Below are 23,522 nucleotides of genomic sequence, written 5' to 3'. Positions count from 1 at the left end.
CATGAAAGCCACCGAACTCCGGGGTAAGAGCGTCGAAGAGCTCAACAAGGAGCTCCTCGAGCTGCGCAGGGCGCAGTTCGGGCTGCGCATGCAGCTCGCGACGCAGAGCCTCACCAAGAACAGCGAGATCGCGCGCGTGAAGCGCGAGATCGCGCGAGTGCATACCGTGCTCACCGAGAAGAAGTCGAAAGCGAGCGGGAAATGACCGAAGCCGCCAAGAACCAGCGCCAGCTCACGGGCAAGGTCGTGAGCGACAAGATGGACAAGACCGTCACCGTCCTCGTCGAGCGCCAGATGGTGCATCCGACGATGGGCAAGGTCGTGCGCCGCTCCAAGAAGTACCACGCCCACAACGAGGGCAACGATGCCAAGGCAGGCGACATCGTGGTGATCGAGGAGTGCCGCCCCATTTCCAAGACCAAGGCCTGGAAGGTTGCACGCCTGGTTGAGCGTAGTCGCGGAGAGTAGTTGCGGGACTGCCCGAAAGGCAGTTATAATTCAAGTCTTTGCCGCTTTCGGCCCCGGCTTCGTGGGCCGAAAGACTGCTAGGAGCCCGGGCGGACCGCTCGGGGGCCGTCCGGCCGCCAGCCGAAGCCGCTTCACCCAAGCGCCCGGACACAAGACGCACTTCAGACCAGCCACTGTCGGCCCCTCCGGGTCGTAGCGGCGGAAGACGGTTCCAAGACTGGCCGGACGGACGGGTTTTCCGCCGGGTTAAGTTGGAGAGAAGACAATGATTCAGATGCAGTCGATCCTCGACGTGGCCGACAACACCGGCGCGCGTTCGGTGATGTGTATCAAGGTATTGGGCGGCTCCAAGCGGCGCTACGCCGGCATTGGTGACGTGATCAAGGTCAGCGTGAAGAGCGCTGCGCCGCGCGGTCGCGTCAAGAAGGGCGAGATCTACGATGCCGTGGTCGTGCGCACTGCCCATGGCGTGCGCCGTGCCGACGGCTCCGTGATCAAGTTCGACACCAACGCCGCCGTACTGCTCAATCCCAAGCTCGAGCCGATCGGCACGCGCATCTTCGGGCCGGTGACGCGCGAGCTGCGCACCGAGCGCTTCATGAAGATCGTGTCGCTCGCGCCCGAAGTCTTGTAGGAGCCAACACCATGCAGAAAATTCGCAAGGGCGACCAGGTGGTCGTCACCACCGGCAAGGACAAGGGCAAGAAGGGCACGGTCCTGCGCGTGTTCGAAGAGGGCAAGGTCCTCGTCGAAGGCGTCAACCGCGTGAAGAAGCACCAGCGCCCCAACCCCGTGAAGGGACTGACCGGCGGCATCACCGACAAGGAAATGCCGCTCGCGATCTCGAACGTGATGCTGCTCAACCCGGCAACGGGCAAGGGCGACCGCGTGGGATTCAAGCTCCTCGCCGCACAAGGCAAGGAAACGCCGCGCAAGGTCCGCTACTTCAAGTCCAACGGCGAAGTCGTGGACGTGTAAGACCCGGAGATATTAGAGATGGCTACCAAGGACAAGGATCAGAAGCCGGCGCCCAAGGGATCGCAGAAGGACGCGAAGACCCCGGCGAAGGACGCGAAGCCCGCGAAGGAAGCGAAGGCTCCGAAGCAACCCAAGGCCGAGAAGGTCAAGGGCGAGAAGCCGACTGCGCCCTCCGCGCCGCCGCGCCTCCAGGTGCTCTACCGCGATGCGGTGGTGCCCGCGCTCATGAAGCAGTTCGGCTACAAGACCACGATGCAGGTTCCGCGCATCGCGAAGATCACGCTCAACATGGGCGTGGGCGAAGCAGTCGCCGACAAGAAGATCATGGACAACGCCGTGGGCGACATGCAGAAGATCGCCGGCCAGCGCCCCGTGGTCACGAAGTCGCGCAAGTCGATCGCCACCTTCAAGATCCGCGACGGCTATCCGGTCGGCTGCATGGTGACGCTGCGCTCGCGCCGCATGTACGAGTTCCTCGACCGCCTGGTCACGATCGCGCTGCCGCGCGTCCGCGACTTCCGTGGCATGTCGGGTCGCGCGTTCGACGGCCGCGGCAGCTACAACATCGGCATCAAGGAACAGATCATTTTCCCCGAGATCGAGTACGACAAGGTCGACGCGCTCAGGGGCATGAACATCAGCATCACCACCACCGCGAAGACCGACGAGGAAGCGAAAGCCCTCCTTGCCGCGTTCCGGTTTCCGTTCAGAACTGAGAGGGCTGCGTAATGGCCAAGCTCGCCGTCATCAACCGCCAAGCCAAGCGCGAAGCGACCGTCAAGAAGTACGCCGAGAAGCGCAAGGCGCTTTTCAGCATCATCCAGGACCCGAAGGCGACCGACGAGGCCCGCGAGGAAGCCCGCGCGAAGCTGCAGTCGTTCCCGCGCGATGCGTCGCCGGTGCGCCTGCGCAATCGCTGCGCCATCACGGGTCGCCCGCGCGGCACGTTCCGCAAGTTCGGTCTCGCGCGCAACAAGATCCGCGAGATCGCCATGCGTGGGGAAATCCCCGGCATGATCAAGGCCAGCTGGTAGGAGCCGAACGATGAGCATGAGTGATCCCATCGCCGACATGCTGACGCGCATTCGCAATGCGCAGGCCACCGAAAAGGTGAGCGTGTCGATGCCGCATTCGAAAGTGAAAGTTGCCATCGCCGAAGTGCTGAAGTCCGAGGGTTACATCGAGGACTTCGCAGTGCGCACCAACGACGGCAAGAGCACGCTCGATGTCGCGCTGAAGTACTACGCGGGCAAGCCCGTGATCGAGAAGCTCGAGCGCATCTCGCGCCCCGGCCTTCGCGTCTACAAGGGCCGCGACGACATTCCCCCCGTGATGAACGGGATGGGCATCGCCATCGTCTCGACGTCCCGTGGCGTGATGACCGACCGCCGTGCCCGCGAAACGGGCGTGGGCGGCGAAGTCCTCTGTCACGTCGTCTGAGGAGCGAGCCATGTCCCGCATCGGAAAGAATCCCATCGTCATTCCCGAGAAGGTCGAAGTGAGCATCGGCGCGACCGAGCTCACCGTGAAGGGCCCTCTCGGTACGTTGAAGCAGCGCCTGTCCCCCGATGTCGCCGTGAAGATCGACGACGGCAAGGTGGTCTTCGCTGCCAACGGCAACAGCAAGCAGGCCAACGCCATGTCGGGAACGCTTCGCGCGCTCACCGCCAACATGGTCCACGGCGTGAAGCAGGGCTTCGAGAAGAAGCTCACGCTCGTGGGCGTCGGCTACAAGGCACAGGCGCAGGGCACGAAGCTGAACCTCGCGCTGGGCTTCTCGCATCCCATCGTGCACGTGCTGCCCGAGGGCGTGAAGGCCGAGACGCCGACCCAGACCGAGATCGTGATCAAGGGCATGGACCGCCAGAAGGTGGGCCAGGTTGCCGCCGAGATCCGCGCGTACAAGGACCCCGAGCCGTACAAGGGCAAGGGCGTGCGCTACGCGGACGAGAAGATCACGCTCAAGGAAACGAAGAAGAAGTAACGGAGCCACGACATGGACAAGAAAGCTACGAGACAGCGCCGCTCCGCCAAGACGCGCGTGCGCATCGCGAGGCAGAAGGCGGTTCGCCTCACGGTGCATCGCACGAACCTCAACATCTATGCCCAGGTGATCGACGCGACCGGCGGCAAGGTGCTCGCGACGGCTTCGACGCTGGAGAAGGACGTCCGCGCCAAGCATCCGAAGGGCAGCGACAAGGCCGCCGCGGCACTGGTTGGCACGCGCATCGCCGAGAAGGCGAAGGCCGCGGGCGTGACGGAAGTCGCGTTCGACCGATCCGGATTCAGCTACCACGGCCGAGTGAAGGCGCTCGCCGATGCCGCCCGTGAGGGCGGACTCAAGTTCTAGGGAACCAGAGACATGGCGAAATACGATCAGAAGGGCGGCGGCGACGACCGCGGCGACGGCCTCCGGGAGAAGATGATCTCGGTGAACCGCGTCACGAAAGTGGTGAAGGGCGGCCGGATTCTCGGCTTTGCCGCACTCACCGTCGTGGGCGACGGCGACGGCTCCATCGGCATGGGCAAGGGCAAGGCGCGTGAAGTGCCGGTTGCCGTGCAGAAGGCCATGGAACAGGCGCGTCGCAACATGGTGAAGATCTCGCTGAAGAGCGGGACGATTCACCACGAGGTGCTCGGCCAGCACGGCGCCACGCGCGTGATGATGAAGCCCGCGGTCGAGGGCAACGGCATCAAGGCCGGCGGCGCGATGCGTGCCGTGTTCGAGGTGATGGGCGTTTCCAACATCTCGGCCAAGTGCCACGGCTCCACCAACCCCTATAACGTCGTGCGCGCCACGCTCGACGGCCTCCTGCAGCAGCGCCGCCCGTCGGATATCGCGGCCAAGCGCGGCAAGAAGGTCGAAGAGATCGTCGGCTGAAGGACACGAACATGACTGCCAAGGAAAAGAACGCTGCCGTGAAGAAGATCCGCGTGACGCTCGTGAAGGGCACCACGCAGACCCTCGGCAAGCATCGTGAGTGCGTGAAGGGCCTGGGTCTGCGCCACCGCCATCACACCGTCGAAGTCGAGGACACCCCGTCGATTCGCGGAATGATCAACAAGGTGAGCTACCTCGTGAAAGTCGAGGGGGAAGCATGAAACTCAATTCGATCAAGCCGGCTGCCGGCTCCACGAAGAACCGCAAGCGCGTTGGTCGCGGCGGTGGCTCGGGCCTGGGCAAGACCGCCGGCCGTGGCCACAAGGGCCAGAAGTCCCGCGCGGGCGGCTACCACAAGGTTGGCTTCGAAGGCGGCCAGATGCCGCTGCAGCGTCGCCTCCCGAAGCGTGGCTTCCTCGCCGTGACGATCATCAAGGCGACTGAAGTTCGCCTGGGCGACCTCGCGCGTATCGAAGGCGACACCGTCGATCTCGCGAGCCTCAAGAAGGCGGGCGTGATTTCGCCCGACGTCGCGCGCGCGAAGGTCATCCTCGCGGGCACCGTCGAGAAGGCGTTCAAGATTCAGGGCGTTGGCCTCACGAAGGGCGCCAAGGCGGCCATCGAAGCGGCCGGCGGCTCGGTCGCGGCCTAAGGAACGGGAAAAGACACTTTGTCCGCGAATCCTTTTGCCACCCTCGGGAAGCTCGGCGACCTCAAGCGTCGACTGTGGTTCCTCGTGGGCGCGCTGGTCGTGTACCGCATCGGGACGTTCATCCCGGTGCCGGGCATCGATCCTGCGGAGCTCGCCAAGCTGTTCCAGCAGGCGCGCGGCGGCATCCTGGACATGTTCAACATGTTCTCGGGAGGGGCGCTGTCGCGCTTCTCGATTTTCGCGCTCGGGATCATGCCGTACATCTCGGCCTCGATCATCATGCAGCTGCTGACGGTCGTGTCGCCCACGCTCGAGGCGCTGAAGAAGGAAGGCGAAGCCGGCCGCCGCAAGATCACCCAATACACGCGCTACGGCACGGTCGTGCTCGCGGCGTTCCAGGCGCTGGGCATTTCGATCGCGCTCGAGTCGCAAGCCGGCCTCGTCATCGAACCGGGCCTCGCCTTCCGCTTCGTGACGGTCGCGACCCTCATGACCGGAACGCTGTTCCTCATGTGGCTCGGCGAGCAGATCACCGAGCGCGGCCTGGGCAACGGCATCTCGATGATCATCTTCGCGGGCATCGTGGCGGGTCTCCCGGCCGCGATCGCAGGCACCCTCGAGCTCGTGCGCACCGGGTCGATGTCGGTCTTCGTCGCCCTCATCATCTTCACGCTGGTGGTCGGCGTCACCGCGCTGGTCGTGTTCATCGAGAAGGGCCAGCGGCGCATTCTCGTGAACTACGCAAAGCGCCAGGTGGGCAACCGCCTCTACGGCGGCCAGAGCTCGTTCCTGCCGCTCAAGCTCAACATGTCGGGCGTGATCCCGCCGATCTTCGCCTCGTCGATCATCCTGTTCCCGGCCACCATCGCGACCTGGTTCGGTTCCAACGAGCACTTCACGTGGCTGAAGGACGTGTCCGCGGCGCTCTCGCCCGGGCAAGCCCTCTACGTGGTGCTCTACGGCTCGGCGATCGTCTTCTTCTGCTTCTTCTACACGGCGCTGGTCTTCAATTCGAAGGAGACGGCGGACAACCTGAAGAAGAGCGGGGCGTTCGTGCCGGGAATCCGGCCGGGCGACCAGACGGCACGCTACATCGACCGCATCATCACGCGGCTCACGCTCATCGGCGCGATCTACATCACGGCGGTGTGCCTGCTGCCTGAATTCCTGACGGCGCAGTACAACGTGCCGTTCTACTTCGGCGGCACGTCGCTGCTGATCACGGTGGTCGTCACGATGGACTTCATGGCGCAGCTTCAGGCGTACCTGATGAGCCACCAGTACGAGAGCCTGCTCAAGAAGGCGAACTTCAAGGGTGGCTCTGGGATGCCGGTCCGCTAGATGGCGAAAGAAGAAACGATCCAGATGCAGGGGGAGATTGTTGAAACCCTCCCCAATGCGATGTTCAGGGTGAAGTTGGAGAACGGCCACATTGTCCTTGGCCACATCTCCGGAAAGATGCGGATGCACTACATCCGGATCCTCCCGGGCGACAAGGTGACCGTAGAGCTCACGCCCTACGATTTGACGAAGGCGCGGATCACGTTCCGCGCCAAGTAAGGAGAAAGACGATGCGAGTGCAGGCGAGCGTCAAGAAGATTTGCCGCAAATGCAAGATCGTGCGGCGCAAGCGCGTGGTTCGAGTGATCTGCACCGACCCGCGCCACAAGCAGCGCCAGGGCTAAGCCCCGCGCGCGCCCGGATTACTGAGGACTAGACATGGCCCGTATTGCAGGCATCAACATTCCGAACCACCAGCACGCCGCCATCGCGCTGACCGCGATCTATGGCATCGGCCGCGCCCGCGCGCGCTCGATCTGCGACGCCGTCGGCATCAAGCATGCGGCCAAGATCAAGGATCTCACCGACGCCGAGATGGACAAGCTGCGCGAGAGCGTAGCGAAGTTCACGGTCGAGGGCGACCTCCGCCGCGAAACGTCGATGAACATCAAGCGGCTCATGGACCTCGGTTGCTACCGCGGCGTGCGCCACAAGAAGGGCCTGCCCGTTCGCGGCCAGCGTACCCGCACCAACGCGCGCACCCGCAAGGGCCCGCGCAAGGCCGTCCGCCTGTCGAAGGCCGCGACTTAATCAGGAATCGAAAGGCACACCATGGTCAAGGCAGCAGCCGCACGCGTCCGCAAGAAGGTCAAGAAGGCCGTCTCGGAGGGCATCGCCCACATCCACGCGTCGTTCAACAACACGATCGTCACGATCACCGACCGCCAGGGCAATGCCCTGTCGTGGGCGACCTCGGGCGCCGCGGGCTTCAAGGGCTCGCGCAAGTCCACGCCGTTCGCCGCCCAGGTGGCCGCGGAATCGGCCGGCCGCGCCGCGCAGGAGCATGGCGTGAAGAACCTCGAAGTGCGCATCAAGGGCCCCGGCCCGGGTCGTGAATCGGCCGTGCGCGCGCTCAACGCGCTGGGCCTGAAGATCATCTCGATCGCCGACGTGACGCCCGTCCCCCATAACGGCTGCCGTCCGCCCAAGCGCCGCCGGATGTAATCGGCGACCGACGAGAACATAGGAGAACACCGTGGCACGTTATCTTGGACCCACCTGCAAGCTCGCCCGTCGCGAGGGAACCGATCTCTTCCTGAAGAGCTCCCGCCGCTCGCTGGACTCGAAGTGCAAGCTCGATTCGCGTCCCGGCCAGCACGGCGCGAAGTCGACGCGCATTTCCGAGTACGGTACGCAGCTGCGCGAAAAGCAGAAGATTCGCCGCACCTACGGCGTGCTCGAGCGCCAGTTCCGCAACTACTTCGAGAAGGCCGCCGAGAAGAAGGGCGCCACGGGTGAAGTGCTCCTCCAGATCCTGGAGAGCCGCCTGGACAACGTCGTCTACCGCATGGGCTTCGCGTCCACGCGCGCCGAAGCGCGCCAGCTCGTGTCGCACAAGGCGATCGAGGTCAACGGCAAGCCGGTGAACATCCCGTCTTACCTCCTGCGTGCCGCCGACGTGGTTGCCGTGCGCGAGAAGTCGCGCGCCCAGCTGCGCATCAAGAGCTCGCTCGACCTCGCGGAACAGAACGGCTTCCCCTCCTGGGTCGAAGTCGAGCCGAAGAATTTCAAGGGCACGTTCAAGAGCGCGCCCGACCGCGCGGAGTTTGCCTCCGACGTGAACGAACAGCTGGTGGTGGAGCTCTACTCGAAGTAAGCAGCAACCCAAGTTTCGAGGAGCTCCTCCCTCAACCGCACCAGGCAGAGGCCACACGCATGCAAAGCAATGCCACGAATTTCCTGAAGCCGCGCATCATCGACGTGCAGAACCTGTCGCCCACGCACGCCAAGGTGGTGATGGAGCCGTTCGAGCGGGGCTACGGCCACACGCTCGGCAACGCCCTTCGCCGCATCCTCCTTTCCTCGATGCCCGGCTATGCCGCCACCGAGGTGAAGATCTCGGGCGTGCTGCACGAGTACTCGACGATCGAGGGCGTGCAGGAAGACGTCGTCGACGTCATCCTGAACCTCAAGGGCGTCGTGATGAAGCTGCACAACCGCAACGAGACCACGCTCAAGCTCAAGAAGAGCACCCCGGGCGCGGTCACGGCGGCCGACATCGAGCAGACCCACGACGTCGCGATCATCAATCCCGACCACGTGATCGCCCACCTCACGGCCGGCGGCAAGCTCGACATGACGATCAAGATCGAGAAGGGCCGCGGCTACGTGCCGGCCACCTCGCGCCGCGTCGACGACTCGCGCTCCATCGGCTCGATCCTGCTGGACGCCTCGTTCAGCCCCGTTCGCCGCGTGAGCTACCAGGTCGAGAGCGCCCGCGTCGAACAGCGCACGGACCTGGACCGCCTGGTGATCGACATCGAGACCAACGGCGTCATCGAGCCGGAAGAAGCCGTCCGCTACTCCGCGAGCGTGCTCGTGGACCAGCTGTCGGTGTTCGCCTCGCTCCAATCGACCTCGGAAGAGCGTATCGAGTCGTCGCAGCCGCAGGTCGATCCGATCCTGCTGCAGCCGGTCGATGACCTCGAGCTCACGGTGCGTTCGGCCAACTGCCTCAAGGCCGAGAACATCTACTACATCGGCGATCTCATCCAGCGCACCGAGAACGAGCTGCTGAAGACCCCGAACCTGGGCCGCAAGTCGCTCAACGAGATCAAGGAAGTGCTCGCGTCCAAGGGTCTGACCCTAGGCATGAAGCTCGAGAACTGGCCGGTGGCCGGTCTCACGAAGTGACGACGCAGTAGCGTCGTCATCCCGAGGACCCGAGGGATCTGTTTTCGGGTTCGCCACAACAAATACAAGGCTGAACAAGCCAACAACACTAGGAAACGAACATGCGTCACGGACACGGACCCCGCAAGCTCAACCGCACCACCAGCCATCGCCTCGCGATGTTCCGCAACATGACGGTCTCGCTGCTCAAGCACGAGGTCATCAAGACCACGCTCCCGAAGGCCAAGGAGCTGCGTCGCGTTGCCGAGCCGATCATCACCCTCGGCAAGAACCCGACCCTCGCCAACAAGCGCCTGGCGTTCAACCGCCTGCGCGACCGCGACATGGTCGTGAAGCTTTTCGATGAGCTGGGCCCGCGCTACAAGACGCGCAACGGCGGCTACCTGCGCGTGCTGAAGTTCGGCTTCCGCCAGGGCGACAACGCGCCGATGGCGCTGGTCGAGCTGCTCGATCGCCCGGAGCCGGTTGAAGGCGATGCAGCGAAGAAGGAAGACAAGGCCGCCTGAGTCCTGGCGCGCCGTGGAAAAAAGCCGCCCTCGGGCGGCTTTCTCTTTTTCCGCTTCCGCGCCGCTCTACTGGACGAGGATGATCCGGAAGTCGTTCACGTTCGTGCGCGTCGGACCGGTGATCACGAGGTCGTTGAGCGCGGCGAAGAAGCTGTAGCCGTCGTTGTCGGCGAGCATCGCCTTCGCCGAGTGACCGAGTGCCGCGGCGCGAGCGATCGAATCGGGCAGCAGGATCGCGCCCGCATTCGACTCGCTGCCGTCGATGCCGTCGGTATCGGCCGCCAGCGCGTGTACGTGGTCGAGGCCCGCGAGGTCGACCGCGAGCGAGAGCAGGAACTCGGTGCAGCGCCCGCCACGCCCGTTGCCGCGGATGGTGACGGTGGTCTCGCCGCCGGAGATCAGCGCCACCGGGCGCTTGAGCGGGTGCGAATGCTGGTGGATCTGGCGCGCGAGCGCCGCATACACCTTCGCGACTTCGCGCGATTCGCCCGTGACGCTGTCGCCCAGCACCATCGGCGTGATGCCGCGCGCCTGCACGAAGGCCGAGGCTGTCATGAGGCTCTGGTGGGCCGTGGCGATCACCACGTTTTCCACGCGCGTGAAGATCTGGTCGTCGGGCTTGGGCGTCTCGGGTTCCTCGCCCTTCGCTCCGCGCGCGAGGTGCGCCGCGATCGACGCGGGCGGCTCCACGCCATGGAGGCGCAGCACTTCCTGCGCATCGGCAAAGGTGGTCGGGTCCGGCGCGCAGGGGCCCGAAGCGATGTGCGTGGGATCGTCGCCGGTCACGTCGGAGATCACGAGGGCAACCACCTGTGCACGGCTTGCGACGGCAAGGCGCCCGCCCTGGATGGTCGAGAGGTGCTTGCGCACCGTGTTCATGTCCTGGATCGGCGCGCCGCAGGCGAGCAGCTGCCGCGTGACCGCCTTCAGGTCGGCCATCGACACGGCCGGAACCGGCGCCGAGAGCAGGGCGGAGCCGCCGCCGGAAACGAGGACCAGCAGGAGGTCGTCTTCACCCAGCGATTTCGCGAGCGCCAGGATCTCGTGCGCGGCGCGCTCCCCGGATTCGTCGGGAACCGGGTGGCCTGCCTCCACCACGCGAATGCGTTGCGTGGGCAGGCCGTGGCCGTAGCGCGTGATCACGACGCCTTCCAGGGGCCGGTCCGCGGGCCACGCGGTCTCCACCGCGAGTGCCATTGCGCCTGCAGCCTTGCCGGCGCCGACGACGACCGTGCGGCCTTTTGGCGGCGAGGGCAGGTGGCGCGGGACGATCTGCAGGGGGTCCGCCGCCGCAAGCGCGGCAGCGAAGCTGCCGAGCAAAAGGTCGCGCGGGTTCATCCAGCCGCCGCCTTTCGCCGCGGTACGGCCGGGGTCAGGAGCGGGCGAAGGAACTGGCCGGTGAAGCTCTCCGGCGCCGCACTGATGTCTTCGGGCGTACCCACGGCGATCACGCGCCCGCCGCCGTCGCCCCCTTCGGGGCCGAGGTCGAGAAGCCAATCCGCGGTCTTGATCACGTCGAGATTGTGCTCGATGACGACGACGGTGTTGCCGTGGTCGCGCAGCCGGTGGAGGACCTTGAGGAGCAGGTCGATGTCATGGAAGTGCAGGCCCGTGGTGGGTTCGTCGAGGATGAAGAGCGTGCGCCCCGTGTCGCGCTTCGAGAGCTCGAGGGAAAGCTTCACGCGCTGCGCTTCGCCGCCCGACAGCGTGGTCGCGCTCTGGCCGAGCTTCACGTAGCCCAGGCCGACCTCGAGGAGCGTGGAGAGCTTGCGCGCGATCGCGGGCACGGAGGTGAAGAACTCGTGCGCCTGCTCGACCGTCATGTCGAGCACCTCGGCGATCGACTTGCCCTTGTAGTGCACCTCGAGCGTCTCGCGGTTGTAGCGCTTCGCGTGGCAGACATCGCAGGGCACGTAGACATCCGGCAGGAAGTGCATCTCCACCTTGATCATGCCGTCGCCCTGGCACGCTTCGCACCGCCCGCCCTTCACGTTGAACGAGAAGCGCCCCGGACCGTAGCCGCGCGCGCGCGATTCGGGCACGCCGGCGAAGAGGTCGCGGATCGGCGTGAAGAGGCCCGTGTACGTTGCCGGGTTCGAGCGCGGCGTGCGACCGATCGGGCTCTGGTCGACGCTGATCACCTTGTCGAAATGATCGAGTCCCTCGATGGCGTCGTGGTCCGCGGGTTCGGCGGCCGAGCCGTAGAGGTGGTGCGCGACCGCCGTGTAGAGCGTGTCGTTGATGAGCGTGGATTTACCCGAGCCGGAAACGCCGGTGACGCACACGAAAAGGCCGACGGGAATATCGACCGTCACATCCTTCAGGTTGTTGCCGCGTGCGCCCGCGATGCGCAGCGATTTCTTCACATCCGGCTGGCGGCGGCGCGCCGGCATCGGGATCGATTTGCGCCCCGAGAGGTACTGGCCGGTGAGCGAAGTGGGATGGCGCTCGATGTCCGCGGGCGTGCCCTGCGCGACGATCTCGCCTCCGTGCACGCCGGCACCCGGACCGATGTCGACCACGTGGTCCGCAGCCTCGATGGCTTCTTCATCGTGCTCGACCACGATCACCGAATTGCCCAGGTCGCGCAGGCGCTTGAGCGTCTCGATGAGCCGCGCGTTGTCGCGCTGGTGCAGGCCGATCGAAGGTTCGTCGAGCACGTACATGACGCCCGTGAGCCCCGAGCCGATCTGGCTCGCGAGCCGGATGCGTTGTGCTTCGCCGCCCGAAAGCGTGTCGGCCGAACGCGTGAGCGAAAGGTAATCGAGTCCCACGTTGTTCAGGAACTGCACGCGGTTGGCGATCTCCCGCACGATCTTGTCGGCGATCGCGCGCTTGGCGCCGGGCAGTTCCAGTTTCTCGAAGAACGGCTGCACCGTGCGCAGCGGCAGCGCGGAGAGCTCGTGGATGTTGCGATCGGCCACGCGCACGTGGCGCGCTTCCTTGCGCAGGCGCGTGCCGTCGCACTCGGGGCAGGCGCGATTGTTCAGGTACTTGGCGAGCTCTTCCTTCACCGCGACCGAATCGGTCTCGCGATAGCGGCGCTCGAGATTCGGGAGGATGCCCTCGAACGCATGTTCCTTCACGCTCGCGCGCCCCTTCTCGCCGGGATAGCGGAACGCGATCTTTTCGTCGCCCGAGCCCTGCAGCACGGCTTGCTGCGCCTTCGGATCGAGCGACTCGAAGGGCGCGTCCACGTCGAAGGCGTAGTGCTGCGCGAGCGACACCAGCATCGAGAAGTAGAACTGGTTGCGCCGGTCCCAGCCGCGCACCGCGCCACCGGCGAGCGAGAGATGCGGGAAGGCCACGACCCGCCGCGGATCGAAGAAGGTGATCTCTCCGAGGCCGTCGCAGCGCGGGCACGCACCCATCGGGTTGTTGAACGAGAACAGGCGCGGCTCGAGCTCGGGAATCGAATAGCTGCAGATGGGGCAGGCGAACTTCGCGGAGAACAGGTGCTCGGCTCCGGCGCCTGCCGGCGAACCATCACCATCCATTTCAACCGCGATCGCACGGCCATCGGCGTGGCGCAGCGCCGTCTCGAACGATTCGGCGAGGCGTTGCCCCGCGTCGGCCTGGACCTTGAGGCGATCGACCACGATCTCGACGGTGTGTTTCTTGTTGCGATCGAGCTTGGGCAGCGCTTCGATCTCGTGCACCTTGCCGTCAATGCGCAGGCGAACAAAGCCTTGCGCGCGCAGCTCCTCGAAGAGGTCGAGCTGCTCGCCCTTGCGCGCGACCACGAGCGGCGCGAGCACCATGACGCGCGTGCCCTCGGGCATTGCGAGCACGTGATCGACCATCTGCGAGACGCTCTGCGCGGAGAGCGGCACGTTGTGATCGGGGCAATAGGGATCGCCCACGCGCGCGAACAATAGGCGCAGGTAATCGTGGATCTCGGTGACCGTGCCCACCGTCGAGCGCGGATTGTGCGACGTGGCCTTCTGCTCGATGGAGATCGCCGGCGAGAGGCCCTCGATGAGGTCCACATCGGGCTTTTCCATGAGCTGGAGAAACTGGCGCGCGTAGGCGGAGAGCGACTCCACGTAGCGGCGTTGCCCCTCGGCGTAGAGCGTGTCGAAGGCGAGGGAGGACTTGCCGGAACCGGAGAGACCGGTGATCACCACCAGCCGGTTGCGCGGAATGTCGAGGCTGACGTTCTTGAGGTTGTGGGTGCGGGCGCCGCGAATCCGAATCGAGTCCATCAATGCAGGAATCTGAACCTCTGGCCGCGAAGGGCAATCTGCTAATATACCGCAGCCTCACTTCCCGTCCCACTTCCCCCTTTCCGCCCGCGTTGAGCACCCCGGTCCGCATGAGCCCCCAGGAGCTCCGCGCGAGCCTCTCGCTCGCGGCGATCTTCGGCCTTCGCCTGTTCGGCATGTTCGTGATCCTGCCGGTCTTCGCGCTCTACGCCGAGGGCCGCCCGGGCTGGACGATCACGCTCGTGGGCGTGGCGCTCGGCGCCTACGGCCTCACGCAGGCCGTCCTGCAGATTCCCTTCGGCTACGTCTCCGACCGCATCGGCCGCAAGCCCGTGCTCTACGTGGGCCTGGCCATCATGGCGGCGGGGAGCTTCGTCGCCGCGGCCTTCGATTCGCCCGCGATGGTGATCCTCGGCCGCATGCTGCAGGGCGCCGGGGCCATTTCCGCGGTGGCGATCGCGATGGCCGGCGACCTCACGCGGCCGAGCCAGCGAACGAAGGCCATGGCGATGATCGGCTCGACGATCGGCGCGTCCTTCGCGCTGTCGTTCATCCTCGCTCCCTTCCTTGCGCAACAGATCGGCGTGCAGGGAATCTTCGCGATGACCGGCGTGATGTGCATCCTCGCGATGGGCGTGGTGGCCTGGATGCTTCCCGATGTCGTCGATGCGCCGGCGGCGCGAGGCCCGGTCGATTTCCGCCGCGTCCTCGTCAACCCCGAACTCCTGCGGCTCAACTTCGGCGTGTTCACGCTGCGCCTCATCCTCATGGCGGTCTTCGTCGTGATTCCGCCGGCGATGGTGAAAGCCGGCCTCGCCCCGAAGGACCACTGGGGCCTCTACCTGGGCGTGGTGGCCGGCGGCTTCGTGCTGATGCTCCCCGCGATCCTGGGCCGTGCCTCGACACGCGAGCGCGCCACGTTCCTCGGCGCCATCATCGCGCTCGCCGCGAGCCTGGCCGCGCTGGTTGCCGGGCAGCATGAGCTCGCCGGCATCGTCGTGGCGCTGGTCATCTTCTTCGGGGCGTTCAACGTTCTGGAAGCGAAGCTGCCCGCGCTCGTATCGCGCGCGGCTCCGGAGGGCGCCCGGGGCGCGGCCACCGGGGTGTTCTCGAGCGTGCAGTTCCTCGGCATGTTCGCCGGCGGGGCGCTCGGCGGCGTGGCCGCCCAGGCGGGCGGCCCCACGGCGGTCATCGTCGGCTGTATCGTGCTCACTGCGGCGTGGCTCGCGGTGGCCTGGAAAATGGGCGATCCCGCCCCCATCTCGCTGGAAGAAGAAGCCTCCGCGCTCCCCGCGGCGGATTCGGCTCCGGCCTCAAGAACCTAGCAAGGGAGCAATGCCATGGCATCGGTGAACAAAGTAATCCTCGTCGGCAACCTCGGGCGCGATCCCGAAACCCGCTACATCCCCGACGGCGGCGCAGTGACCAATATTTCGGTCGCCACCACGGAGACGTGGAAGGACAAGTCCGGCGAGAAGCAGGAGAAGACCGAATGGCACCGCGTGGCCTTCTTCGGAAAGCTCGCGGAAATCGCCGGCGAGTACCTGAAGAAAGGCAGCCAGGTGTACGTGGAAGGCCGCCTCCAGACCCGCGAATGGGAGAAGGACGGCGTGAAGCGCTACTCCACCGAGATCATCGCCGATCGCATGCAGATGCTCGGCTCGCGCCAGGGCATGGGCGGCGGCGAGCGCAGCGAGCGTGGTGACGTCGGCGGTGGCGGCGGTGGCGGTGAACGGCCCGCATCGTCGTCGGCGAAGCCGGCTGCGAAGAGCGGCGGCAAGTTCGACGATTTCGAGGACGACATTCCCTTCTGACGCGGGATCATTTTCGGATCACTAAAAACCAATGAAACGAATCGTACTGTTCCTCCTCACCAACCTCGCGGTAATGGTCGTGCTGGGCATCGTGCTCACGATCACCGGCGCGAACCGCTTCATCGCGGCCGAAGGCCTCAACATCGGCATGCTGCTGGTGTTCTCGGTCATCGTCGGTTTCACGGGTTCCTTCATCTCGCTGCTGCTTTCCAAGCCGATGGCGAAGTGGAGCACGGGCGCGCAGGTGATCGAGACGCCGCAGACCGGCGACGAAGTGTGGCTCGTGAACACCGTGAAGCGCCTGTCCGAAAAGGCCGGCGTGGGCATGCCCGAAGTCGCGATCTACGAGGGTGAGCCCAACGCGTTTGCCACGGGTGCATTCAAGAACGACGCGCTCGTCGCCGTTTCCACCGGGCTGCTGCAGTCGATGACCAAGGAAGAAGTCGAGGCGGTGCTCGCGCATGAAGTGGCGCACATCGCCAATGGCGACATGGTCACCCTCACGCTCATCCAGGGCGTGGTGAACACGTTCGTCGTTTTCTTCGCGCGCATCGTGGGCTACGTGGTCGACCGGGTCATCCTCAAGAACGATCGCGGCGTGGGCATCGGTTACTACGTCACCGTCTTCGTTTGCGAAATCGTCTTCGCGCTCCTCGCGTCGATCATCGTGATGTGGTTCTCTCGCCTGCGTGAATTCCGCGCGGATGCGGGCGCTGCGCAGTTCATGGGAACGCCGCGGCCGATGGTCGCCGCGCTTCGCCGCCTCGGCGGCCTGGAGCCGGGCGCATTGCCCAAGGCATTCCAGTCCTCGGGCATTTCCGACAAGCCCGGCTGGATGGCGCTTTTCTCGAGCCATCCGCCGATCGAGGCGCGGATTGCCGCGCTGGAGCAGGCCCGTCGCTAAGTGCTTGTGTTATAATGCGATTTTCCACGTTTTGTAGAAGCGTCCATGCCGATCTACGAGTATCGCTGCACCAGTTGCGGCCACGAGCAGGAGTACCTGCAGAAGCTGAGTGACCCGGCACCGACGCGCTGCCCGAAGTGCTCGCAGGAATCGTTGACGAAGATGCTCACGGCCGCGGGCTTCCAGCTCAAGGGCAGCGGCTGGTACGCGACCGATTTCAAGGGCAGCAAGAAGGCCGCCGCGCCGTCGAGTGCGAGCACCGCCGAGGCGCCCAAGACGGAATCGAAGAGCGAGACCAAGGCCCCCAGCTCCACCACGTCGGACGCCGCACCCGCGAGCACTCCGGCCGCAAAAGCCGGCAGCTGATCCATGCTGCGGCGTTACCTCATCGCCGGGCTCCTGGTCTGGATCCCGCTGGGCATCACCATCTGGGTGCTGAAGGCGCTGGTCGACCTCATGGACCAGACGCTGCTGCTCGTGCCCGGCGACTACAGCACGGAGCGCCTCCTCGGCTTCCACGTGCCGGGCCTGGGCATCATCCTCGTGATCGCGATCCTGCTGCTCACGGGCGCGCTCGCCGCGAACTTCTTCGGCCGCAGGCTCCTCGCGCTGGGCGACGGGTTGCTCAGCCGCATTCCGATCGTCCGCTCGATCTACGGTGGCGTGAAGCAGATCAGCGACACGCTCTTCTCGCCGGAAGGCAAGGCGTTCCGCCGCGCGGTGCTCGTGCGTTACCCGCACGCGGGCTCTTGGACTGTCGCGCTCGTCACCGGTAGCCCCGAGCACGAAGTGACCGACCATCTGGGACACGACCAGGTCTCGGTGTTCATTCCCACCACGCCCAACATCACCTCCGGCTTCTTCCTGATCGTGCCGAAGAACGAGACCATCGAATTGCAGATGACGGTCGACGAGGCGCTCAAGTACATCATCTCCATGGGCGTGGCCGAGCCGCCGCGCCGATAAGAAAAAAATGCGAACCGAATACTGTGGATTGACCGACGCCCGCTTCCTCGGGCAGACCGTGACGCTGTACGGATGGGCGCATCGCCGCCGCGACCACGGAGGCGTGATCTTCATCGACCTGCGTGACCGCGAGGGCCTCGTGCAGGTCGTGTGCGATCCGGATCGCGCCGACACCTTCGCCACCGCCGACCGCGTGCGCAACGAATTCGTGCTGCGCGTGACGGGCCTCGTGCGCAAGCGCCCCGAGGGCACGGTGAACACCGAGCTGAAGAGCGGCGAGATCGAAGTCCTCGCGCACGAGCTCGAAGTGCTCAACGCCTCCGTGACGCCGCCGTTCATGATGGACGACGAGCAGATCTCGGAAGAGGTGCGGCTCAAGTACCGCTATCTCGATCTCCGCCGTCCCGCGATGCAGCGCATCCTGCGCATGCGCCACCAGACCGCGAAGGCGGTGCGCGAGTACCTCGACGACAACGGCTTCGTCGACGTCGAGACGCCCGTGCTCTACAAGAGCACGCCCGAGGGCGCACGCGAATTCCTCGTGCCCTCGCGCATCCACGACGGCCAGTTCTACGCGCTGCCGCAGTCGCCGCAGCTCTTCAAGCAGATCCTCATGGTCGCGGGCTACGACCGCTACTACCAGATCGTGAAGTGCTTCCGCGACGAAGACCTGCGCGCCGACCGCCAGCCCGAGTTCACGCAGATCGACGTCGAGACTTCGTTCCTCAGCGAGCGCGAGATCCAGGACCTCATGGAGGGCCTCGTGCGCCACGTCTGGAAGCGAGTGTTGAACGTGGACCTGCCCGCGTTCCCGCGCCTTACCTACGCCGAAGCGACGGCGAAGTACGGCAGCGACAAGCCGGACCTGCGCGTGAAGCTCGATCTCACGGAGCTCACCGATGTCGTGAAGGACTGCGGCTTCAAGGTGTTCAAGTCCGCGGCCGATCTCAAGGATGGCCGCGTCGCGGCACTGCGCGTGCCGGGTGGCAATGAGCAGTTCACGCGCAAGGAGCTCGACGACCTCACGCCCTTCGTGGCGATCTATGGCGCCAAGGGCCTCGCCTACATTCGCGTGAACGATCCTTCCAAGCTCAACGAGGAAGGGTTGCAATCGCCGATCGTGAAGTTCCTCTCGCCCGAGGTCCTCGGCAAGATCATCGAGCGCACCGGCGCGAAGGCCGGCGACGTGCTGTTCTTCGGCGCGGACCGGCGCAAGATCGTCAACGACGCGCTCGGCGCGTTGCGCAGCAAGGTGGGTCACGAGAAGGGCCATGCCGAGAAGGCGTGGAAGCCCTGCTGGGTGCTCGACTTCCCCGCGTTCGAGTACGACGAGGAATCGAAGCGCTGGGCCGCGGCGCACCATCCGTTCACCAGCCCCAAGGACGAACACGTCGAGTTCCTCGACACCGATCCGTCGAAGGTCCTCGCGAAGGCCTACGACATCGCGTTGAACGGCTGGGAGCTCGGCGGTGGTTCGGTGCGAATCCATCGCGCCGAGATCCAGGCCAAGCAGTTCGCCACGCTCGGCATCGGCGAAGCGGAACAACGCGCGAAGTTCGGCTGGCTGCTCGATGCGCTCGCCTTCGGCGCGCCGCCGCACGGCGGCATTGCCTTCGGCCTCGACCGCATGGTCGCGATGCTCGCGGGCGTGGAACAGATTCGCGACGTCATGGCCTTCCCGAAGACGCAGCGCGGCCAGGACCTCATGGTCGAGACGCCGACGCCGGTCACGGAGCGCCAGCTGCGCGACCTGCACATCAAGTTGCGCAACGCCGCACCGGCGGCCGAAACGAAATGACCGTCGCGCTCATTGCCCACGGCGGTGCGGGCAAGTGGCGCCCCGGATCGGATGAGGACGCCGTCAACGGCCTGAGCGATGCGGTCGGCAAGGGCCGCGAGATCCTCATGGGCGGCGGTTCGGCGCTCGATGCGGTGTGCGCCACCGTGGTCGTGCTCGAGGACAACCCCATCTACAACGCCGGCACCGGCGCCGTCCTCAACTTCGACGGCTTCTGCGAGCTCGACGCGTGCGTGATGGAAAGCCGCGAGGCGCGCGTGGGCTCGGTCTCCGGCCTGCAGCGCGTGAAGAATCCCATCCTCGTGGCGCGAAAGGTGATGGAAGAGACCGATCACGTCATGCTCACCGGCGACGGCGCGCAACGATTTGCACGCGTGATGGGCTTCGGTGACCACGATCCGGTGACGCCCGATCGCCGCGCGGACTGGCACGACAAGCGCAATCGCGTGGACGAAGTGCTCGGAAAGCACGCGCTCAAGATGCGCCGCTTCCTCAAGGAGCATCCCGAATATGCAGGCGGCACGGTGGGCGCGGCCGCGGTCGATTCACACGGAATTCTTGCAGCTGCAACATCGACGGGCGGGGTCACGTTGAAACTCGTCGGCCGTGTCGGTGACTCACCCTTTCCCGGTGCCGGAAACTACGCGTCGCGGCACATCGCGGCTTCGGCCACGGGGACGGGCGAATATGTGCTGCGATCGCTCGCCACTCGCGTAATCTCGGAGAAGGTGGAGCAGGGCGCCACGCTCTCGCAGGCTGTGCAGGCGGTCCTCGATCAACTGGGCCGCGATTTCGATGCCGACGTCGGCCTCATTGCGGTCGACAGTGCGGGTACCCCGTACGCCGCGCACCGCACGCGCGACATGCCCCACGCCTGGTTCGCCGGCGCCGGCAATGTCGTCGCGAAGATGCGGGCGTGAGTGGAACGAATTACAAGATACCGGTCTCGACGCTCGTCGTGATCTACACGAAGGGCCTCGACGTGCTGCTCCTGGAGCGCGCCGATCGCCCCGGGTTCTGGCAGTCGGTGACGGGGAGCCAGCACGAAGGCGAGAGCCTCGAGGCGACGGCGATCCGTGAAGTCGGGGAGGAAACAGGCCTCGATGCACGCGAGCACGAATTTCAGGCGTGGAACTTGCAGAACGTTTACGAAATCTACCCGATCTGGCGGCATCGCTATGCGCCAGGTGTCACGCACAACACGGAACATGTCTTCGGATTGTGCGTGGCGGCGCCTGTAACGGTGCGCCTGGCACCCCGCGAGCACCTCCAGGCCGCGTGGCTGCCTTGGCGTGAAGCTGCCGACAAGGTTTTCTCCTGGAGCAACCGCGAGGCGATCGAAATGCTGCCCGAGCGACTGAAAAGATGACTGTCGATCCGAAGAAAAAACTGCGGGTCGTCACGTACAACATCCACAAGGGGTTCACGCAGTTCAACCGCCGGCTGGTGTTGCACGAGATCCGCGAGCGGCTGACGGCCGTCGAGGCCGACGTCGTCTTCCTGCAGGAAGTCGTCGGGCAGGACCACGCGCATGCAAAGCGCCACGCGGCGCGCTGGCCGGCGAATGGACAGCATGAGTTCCTGTGCCACGAAGGCTCGCACAACGTCTACGGCATGAACGCGGTCTACCAGAACGGCCACTACGGCAACGCCGTCGTGAGCCGCTTCCCCATTCCGCTCTGGGAAAACCTCGACATCTCGCACCACCGGCTCGAGAGCCGCGGCCTTCTCCACTGCGAGATCGTCGTGCCCGGCTGGACCGAGCGCCTGCATTGCATCAACGTCCACCTCGGTCTGTGGGCCCGCAGCCGCAAGTTCCAGCTCCAGTGGCTGTGCGACCGCATCCACGAGGCCGTGCCCGACGACGAGCCGCTCGTCGTGGCCGGTGACTTCAACGACTGGCGCCAGCAGGCAAGTGCCGTGCTGTCGAAGGACCTCGGCCTCTACGAAGTGTTCGAACGCTCCGAAGGCGCGCTCGCGCGGAGCTTCCCGGCGCGCATGCCGATGCTGTCGCTCGATCGCATCTACGTGCGCGGCTTCAACGTCGGCGGCGTCGAGCGCCTCACCGGCGGTCCGTGGACCAACCTCTCCGACCACGTCGCCCTCGCCGCCACGCTCACGCGCTGACGTCAAGCGGTGACACGGCGCGATGCCGCTGTTAGGGTTTTCCTGCGCGCCCAAGGCGCGTAGGAAATCACCTACAGGGAGAGTTACTTGAAGCCAGCTGGAATCGCACTACTCGGCGCGCTCGCGCTGGGTACCAGTACCGCCCATGCCTACTGCGTCTACAACAAGTCGGATCGCGCCGCGCACTTCGGCTCGTTCGGCAACCTGACCAATTTCTCGAAGAAGGTCGCGCCCGGCGGCAAGGAATGCTGTCCGTACAGCGAGAAGACCTGCAACCACAAGAAGTCACGGACCTCGGATACGCAGATGGCGACGTCGATCGAGACGAGCTCGACCAACCTGGGCATCGGGACGGCCACGAAGGGATACCGCTGCGGCTCGCTCATGGGCGAGGGCAAGGACGGCCTCACGCAGGGATCGGGACACGGCTATTGGCTGCAGGGCAGCGGCTGGGCCGAATTGCACAAGTCGGGTGACGGCTACGTCGTGCAGGTCTACAACGCGGACTCGAAGCACCGCGGCACGATCAGCTGCCCGAAGTACTGACCCCTAGCGGTGGTTCGCGCGATTCGCGGAGGCGCCGCGGATCAGCGTTCCCACGCCTTCGCTCGTGAGCACTTCGAGCAGCAGGGCGTGGGAGACGCGCCCGTCGATGATGTGCGCGGACTTCACGCCGTTGCGCACGGCGTCGAGGGCGCACTCGACCTTCGGCAGCATGCCGCCGGAGACCGTGCCGTCGTCGATCATCTCCTTCACCTTGGCCGCGGTGAGGCCCGTGACCACCTTGCCGGCCTTGTCGAGCACGCCCGCGGTGTTGGTGAGCAGGATGAACTTCTCGGCCTGCAGCGTGATCGCGAGCTTGCCCGCGGCCACGTCGGCGTTGATGTTGTAGGCCGTGCCGTTCTCGTCGGCGCCGATGGGCGCGATGACGGGAATGAAGTCGCGCTGGTCGAGGAGCTGGATGATCTCCGGGTCGATGCGCACGACTTCGCCCACCAGCCCCACGTCGATCTTCTTCTTCTTGTTTTCCTTGCTCGCGACCTTGAGCTTGCGGGCATGGATGAAGTGCCCGTCCTTGCCCGTGAGGCCCACCGCCTTGCCGCCGGCGCGATTGATGAGCGTGACGATCTCCTGGTTGATCAGGCCGCCGAGCACCATCTCGACCACGTCGAGCGTCTCTTCGTCGGTCACGCGCATGCCCTGGATGAACTGGCTCTGCTTGCCGAGCTTCTGCAGCAGCGCGCCGATCTGCGGGCCCGCGCCGTGCACCACGACGGGGTTCATGCCGATCAGCTTGAGCAGCACGATGTCCTCGGCGAAATCCTCCTGCAGCGCGATGTCGGTCATCGCGTTGCCGCCGTACTTCACCACGATGGTGCGATCGTAGAAGCGCTGGATGTAAGGCAGCGCCTCGATCAGGACTTCAGCCTTCTGTGCGGAGGACAGCTTCGTGGCCATGGCGACTGGGGGAGGGGAGGTCGCCGCTATTGTAGGGGAAACGCCTCGACGCACGAAAAAAAACGGGGCCAGGTCGGAGGGAGAAGCCGACCCAGCCCCACCCGGCACGTCACCGGGGTTGCAGCGGTTATTGCACCTGCAGCTTGCGACCCGTCACCGGCGCCTTCTTGGGCAGCGTCAGTTCCAGCACGCCGTCGGCAAATTTCGCGGCGGCCCGGGTGTCGTCGACTTCCTGCGGCAGCGCGAAGCGGCGCTCGGCCTTGCCGTAGTGGCGCTCGACGCGCAGCCACTTCTCGCCATCCTTCTGTTCGTCGGCGCGCTGCGTTTCGGCCGAGATCGTCACTTCGTTGCCCTCGATCTCGACGTGGATGTTCTCCCTCGTGACGCCCGGCAGCTCGGCGGCGACGACGTAGGTCTCGGGCGTCTCGCGGACGTCGAAGCGGATGGGCGCGGTTTCGCGCGGGGCGGTGGCGCCGTCCCAGGCGAAGGCGGGGCGAAAGAATTCATCGAACAGGCCGTCGAGGCGGCCGGTCAGCGGTTCGTAGCGGATCAAGCGGGTCATGGACGTTCC

At 65.5% G+C, this 23,522-nt stretch carries 34 protein-coding genes; 30 read left to right on the top strand and 4 right to left on the bottom strand.

The features are described 5' to 3' along the window. The first annotated feature begins 1 nt into the window (after window position 1). From rpmC to rplQ, 20 genes are all read left to right on the top strand, one after another. Entirely contained in the window at window positions 2–205 is a 204-nt protein-coding gene (rpmC, locus tag DSM104440_RS15950; protein ID WP_171164359.1) for a 50S ribosomal protein L29, read from the top strand. Further along, window positions 202–468: a 30S ribosomal protein S17 gene (gene rpsQ, locus DSM104440_RS15945; protein WP_171164357.1), complete on the top strand. Its 267-nt coding sequence runs from the start codon at window positions 202–204 to the stop codon at window positions 466–468. The genes rpmC and rpsQ overlap by 4 nt, the downstream gene beginning before the upstream one ends. A gap of 265 nt (window positions 469–733) precedes the next feature. Further along, complete coding sequence (gene rplN, locus DSM104440_RS15940; RefSeq protein ID WP_171164355.1) at window positions 734–1,102, top strand: 50S ribosomal protein L14; 369 nt, start codon at window positions 734–736, stop codon at window positions 1,100–1,102. 11 nt (window positions 1,103–1,113) lie between these two features. Then, a complete protein-coding gene (rplX, locus tag DSM104440_RS15935) occupies window positions 1,114–1,446 on the top strand; it encodes a 50S ribosomal protein L24 (protein ID WP_171164353.1) in 333 nt (110 codons plus the stop codon). 225 nt (window positions 1,447–1,671) lie between these two features. Then, window positions 1,672–2,175, top strand: coding sequence for a 50S ribosomal protein L5 (rplE, locus tag DSM104440_RS15930; protein WP_246212169.1), 504 nt, complete (start codon window positions 1,672–1,674; stop codon window positions 2,173–2,175). Continuing rightward, entirely contained in the window at window positions 2,175–2,480 is a 306-nt protein-coding gene (gene rpsN, locus DSM104440_RS15925) for a 30S ribosomal protein S14 (protein ID WP_171164349.1), read from the top strand. Before rplE ends, rpsN begins: the two co-directional genes overlap by 1 nt. Window positions 2,481–2,490: 10 nt before the next feature. After that, window positions 2,491–2,886 (top strand): 30S ribosomal protein S8, encoded by a 396-nt coding sequence (gene rpsH / locus DSM104440_RS15920; RefSeq protein ID WP_171164347.1) that lies wholly within the window; start codon window positions 2,491–2,493, stop codon window positions 2,884–2,886. Window positions 2,887–2,896: 10 nt separating this feature from the next. After that, window positions 2,897–3,430 (top strand): 50S ribosomal protein L6, encoded by a 534-nt coding sequence (gene rplF / locus DSM104440_RS15915; RefSeq protein WP_171164345.1) that lies wholly within the window; start codon window positions 2,897–2,899, stop codon window positions 3,428–3,430. Window positions 3,431–3,442: 12 nt separating this feature from the next. After that, window positions 3,443–3,796 carry a 50S ribosomal protein L18 gene (gene rplR, locus DSM104440_RS15910; protein ID WP_171164343.1) on the top strand — a complete coding sequence of 118 codons (354 nt, stop codon included), beginning with the start codon at window positions 3,443–3,445 and terminating at the stop codon, window positions 3,794–3,796. A gap of 12 nt (window positions 3,797–3,808) precedes the next feature. Then, window positions 3,809–4,327 carry a 30S ribosomal protein S5 gene (gene rpsE / locus DSM104440_RS15905; protein WP_171164341.1) on the top strand — a complete coding sequence of 173 codons (519 nt, stop codon included), beginning with the start codon at window positions 3,809–3,811 and terminating at the stop codon, window positions 4,325–4,327. Between the two features lie 11 nt (window positions 4,328–4,338). Further along, a complete protein-coding gene (rpmD, locus tag DSM104440_RS15900) occupies window positions 4,339–4,548 on the top strand; it encodes a 50S ribosomal protein L30 (RefSeq protein WP_171164339.1) in 210 nt (69 codons plus the stop codon). Continuing rightward, on the top strand, window positions 4,545–4,979 hold the full coding sequence (rplO, locus tag DSM104440_RS15895; protein ID WP_171164337.1) for a 50S ribosomal protein L15: 435 nt from the start codon (window positions 4,545–4,547) through the stop codon (window positions 4,977–4,979). Before rpmD ends, rplO begins: the two co-directional genes overlap by 4 nt. Before the next feature lie 18 nt (window positions 4,980–4,997). Beyond that, entirely contained in the window at window positions 4,998–6,320 is a 1,323-nt protein-coding gene (secY, locus tag DSM104440_RS15890) for a preprotein translocase subunit SecY (RefSeq protein WP_171164335.1), read from the top strand. Continuing rightward, window positions 6,321–6,539 (top strand): translation initiation factor IF-1, encoded by a 219-nt coding sequence (infA, locus tag DSM104440_RS15885; RefSeq protein WP_171164334.1) that lies wholly within the window; start codon window positions 6,321–6,323, stop codon window positions 6,537–6,539. An 11-nt stretch (window positions 6,540–6,550) separates the two neighbouring features. Next, complete coding sequence (rpmJ, locus tag DSM104440_RS15880; protein ID WP_171164333.1) at window positions 6,551–6,664, top strand: 50S ribosomal protein L36; 114 nt, start codon at window positions 6,551–6,553, stop codon at window positions 6,662–6,664. A 34-nt stretch (window positions 6,665–6,698) separates the two neighbouring features. After that, complete coding sequence (gene rpsM / locus DSM104440_RS15875) at window positions 6,699–7,070, top strand: 30S ribosomal protein S13 (RefSeq protein ID WP_171164332.1); 372 nt, start codon at window positions 6,699–6,701, stop codon at window positions 7,068–7,070. Between the two features lie 21 nt (window positions 7,071–7,091). Then, on the top strand, window positions 7,092–7,484 hold the full coding sequence (rpsK, locus tag DSM104440_RS15870; RefSeq protein ID WP_171164331.1) for a 30S ribosomal protein S11: 393 nt from the start codon (window positions 7,092–7,094) through the stop codon (window positions 7,482–7,484). A 31-nt stretch (window positions 7,485–7,515) separates the two neighbouring features. Further along, the gene (gene rpsD, locus DSM104440_RS15865) at window positions 7,516–8,136 is read left to right on the top strand and encodes a 30S ribosomal protein S4 (RefSeq protein ID WP_171164330.1); all 621 of its coding nucleotides are present in this window, start codon (window positions 7,516–7,518) and stop codon (window positions 8,134–8,136) included. A gap of 59 nt (window positions 8,137–8,195) precedes the next feature. Further along, complete coding sequence (locus tag DSM104440_RS15860; RefSeq protein ID WP_171164328.1) at window positions 8,196–9,173, top strand: DNA-directed RNA polymerase subunit alpha; 978 nt, start codon at window positions 8,196–8,198, stop codon at window positions 9,171–9,173. Between the two features lie 101 nt (window positions 9,174–9,274). Further along, the gene (gene rplQ / locus DSM104440_RS15855) at window positions 9,275–9,679 is read left to right on the top strand and encodes a 50S ribosomal protein L17 (protein ID WP_171164326.1); all 405 of its coding nucleotides are present in this window, start codon (window positions 9,275–9,277) and stop codon (window positions 9,677–9,679) included. Window positions 9,680–9,745: 66 nt separating this feature from the next. Here rplQ and DSM104440_RS15850 read toward each other — a convergent pair whose 3' ends face one another. Further along, the gene (locus tag DSM104440_RS15850; protein ID WP_171164324.1) at window positions 9,746–11,017 is read right to left on the bottom strand and encodes a glycerate kinase type-2 family protein; all 1,272 of its coding nucleotides are present in this window, start codon (window positions 11,015–11,017) and stop codon (window positions 9,746–9,748) included. Beyond that, window positions 11,014–13,884, bottom strand: a complete 2,871-nt coding sequence (gene uvrA, locus DSM104440_RS15845) for an excinuclease ABC subunit UvrA (RefSeq protein ID WP_171164321.1) — start codon at window positions 13,882–13,884, stop codon at window positions 11,014–11,016. The genes DSM104440_RS15850 and uvrA overlap by 4 nt, the downstream gene beginning before the upstream one ends. A 92-nt stretch (window positions 13,885–13,976) precedes the next feature. Here uvrA and DSM104440_RS15840 point away from each other — a divergent pair, with 92 nt between their 5' ends. The 10 genes from DSM104440_RS15840 to DSM104440_RS15795 all read left to right on the top strand — a co-directional run bounded on the left by DSM104440_RS15840 (window position 13,977) and on the right by DSM104440_RS15795 (window position 22,039). Continuing rightward, the gene (locus tag DSM104440_RS15840) at window positions 13,977–15,209 is read left to right on the top strand and encodes an MFS transporter (protein WP_171164319.1); all 1,233 of its coding nucleotides are present in this window, start codon (window positions 13,977–13,979) and stop codon (window positions 15,207–15,209) included. Between the two features lie 15 nt (window positions 15,210–15,224). Next, window positions 15,225–15,698 carry a single-stranded DNA-binding protein gene (ssb, locus tag DSM104440_RS15835; protein ID WP_171164317.1) on the top strand — a complete coding sequence of 158 codons (474 nt, stop codon included), beginning with the start codon at window positions 15,225–15,227 and terminating at the stop codon, window positions 15,696–15,698. Window positions 15,699–15,729: 31 nt separating this feature from the next. Next, the gene (htpX, locus tag DSM104440_RS15830) at window positions 15,730–16,602 is read left to right on the top strand and encodes a protease HtpX (protein WP_171164315.1); all 873 of its coding nucleotides are present in this window, start codon (window positions 15,730–15,732) and stop codon (window positions 16,600–16,602) included. A 45-nt stretch (window positions 16,603–16,647) separates the two neighbouring features. After that, window positions 16,648–16,968 (top strand): FmdB family zinc ribbon protein, encoded by a 321-nt coding sequence (locus DSM104440_RS15825; protein ID WP_171164313.1) that lies wholly within the window; start codon window positions 16,648–16,650, stop codon window positions 16,966–16,968. Window positions 16,969–16,974: 6 nt separating this feature from the next. Beyond that, window positions 16,975–17,568: a DUF502 domain-containing protein gene (locus DSM104440_RS15820; protein WP_171166029.1), complete on the top strand. Its 594-nt coding sequence runs from the start codon at window positions 16,975–16,977 to the stop codon at window positions 17,566–17,568. 7 nt (window positions 17,569–17,575) lie between these two features. Further along, window positions 17,576–19,366, top strand: a complete 1,791-nt coding sequence (gene aspS / locus DSM104440_RS15815) for an aspartate--tRNA ligase (protein ID WP_171164311.1) — start codon at window positions 17,576–17,578, stop codon at window positions 19,364–19,366. Then, window positions 19,363–20,286 carry an isoaspartyl peptidase/L-asparaginase family protein gene (locus DSM104440_RS15810; protein ID WP_171164309.1) on the top strand — a complete coding sequence of 308 codons (924 nt, stop codon included), beginning with the start codon at window positions 19,363–19,365 and terminating at the stop codon, window positions 20,284–20,286. The genes aspS and DSM104440_RS15810 overlap by 4 nt, the downstream gene beginning before the upstream one ends. A 38-nt stretch (window positions 20,287–20,324) precedes the next feature. Next, window positions 20,325–20,735, top strand: a complete 411-nt coding sequence (gene nudB, locus DSM104440_RS15805) for a dihydroneopterin triphosphate diphosphatase (RefSeq protein ID WP_246212034.1) — start codon at window positions 20,325–20,327, stop codon at window positions 20,733–20,735. Next, complete coding sequence (locus DSM104440_RS15800) at window positions 20,732–21,493, top strand: endonuclease/exonuclease/phosphatase family protein (RefSeq protein ID WP_171164305.1); 762 nt, start codon at window positions 20,732–20,734, stop codon at window positions 21,491–21,493. Before nudB ends, DSM104440_RS15800 begins: the two co-directional genes overlap by 4 nt. A gap of 87 nt (window positions 21,494–21,580) precedes the next feature. Next, entirely contained in the window at window positions 21,581–22,039 is a 459-nt protein-coding gene (locus tag DSM104440_RS15795; RefSeq protein ID WP_171164303.1) for a hypothetical protein, read from the top strand. Between the two features lie 3 nt (window positions 22,040–22,042). Here the strand turns inward: DSM104440_RS15795 and argB are convergent, their stop codons facing one another. Together argB and DSM104440_RS15785 are read right to left on the bottom strand one after the other, a co-directional pair. Beyond that, window positions 22,043–22,951: an acetylglutamate kinase gene (gene argB, locus DSM104440_RS15790; protein WP_171164301.1), complete on the bottom strand. Its 909-nt coding sequence runs from the start codon at window positions 22,949–22,951 to the stop codon at window positions 22,043–22,045. 127 nt (window positions 22,952–23,078) lie between these two features. After that, a complete protein-coding gene (locus tag DSM104440_RS15785; RefSeq protein ID WP_171164299.1) occupies window positions 23,079–23,513 on the bottom strand; it encodes an Hsp20/alpha crystallin family protein in 435 nt (144 codons plus the stop codon). Window positions 23,514–23,522 lie beyond the last annotated feature (9 nt).

Source organism: Usitatibacter palustris (assembly GCF_013003985.1).
In the GTDB taxonomy this organism is placed as follows: Bacteria; Pseudomonadota; Gammaproteobacteria; order Burkholderiales; family Usitatibacteraceae; genus Usitatibacter; species Usitatibacter palustris.
This window is presented reverse-complemented; position numbering and strand designations above follow the sequence as displayed.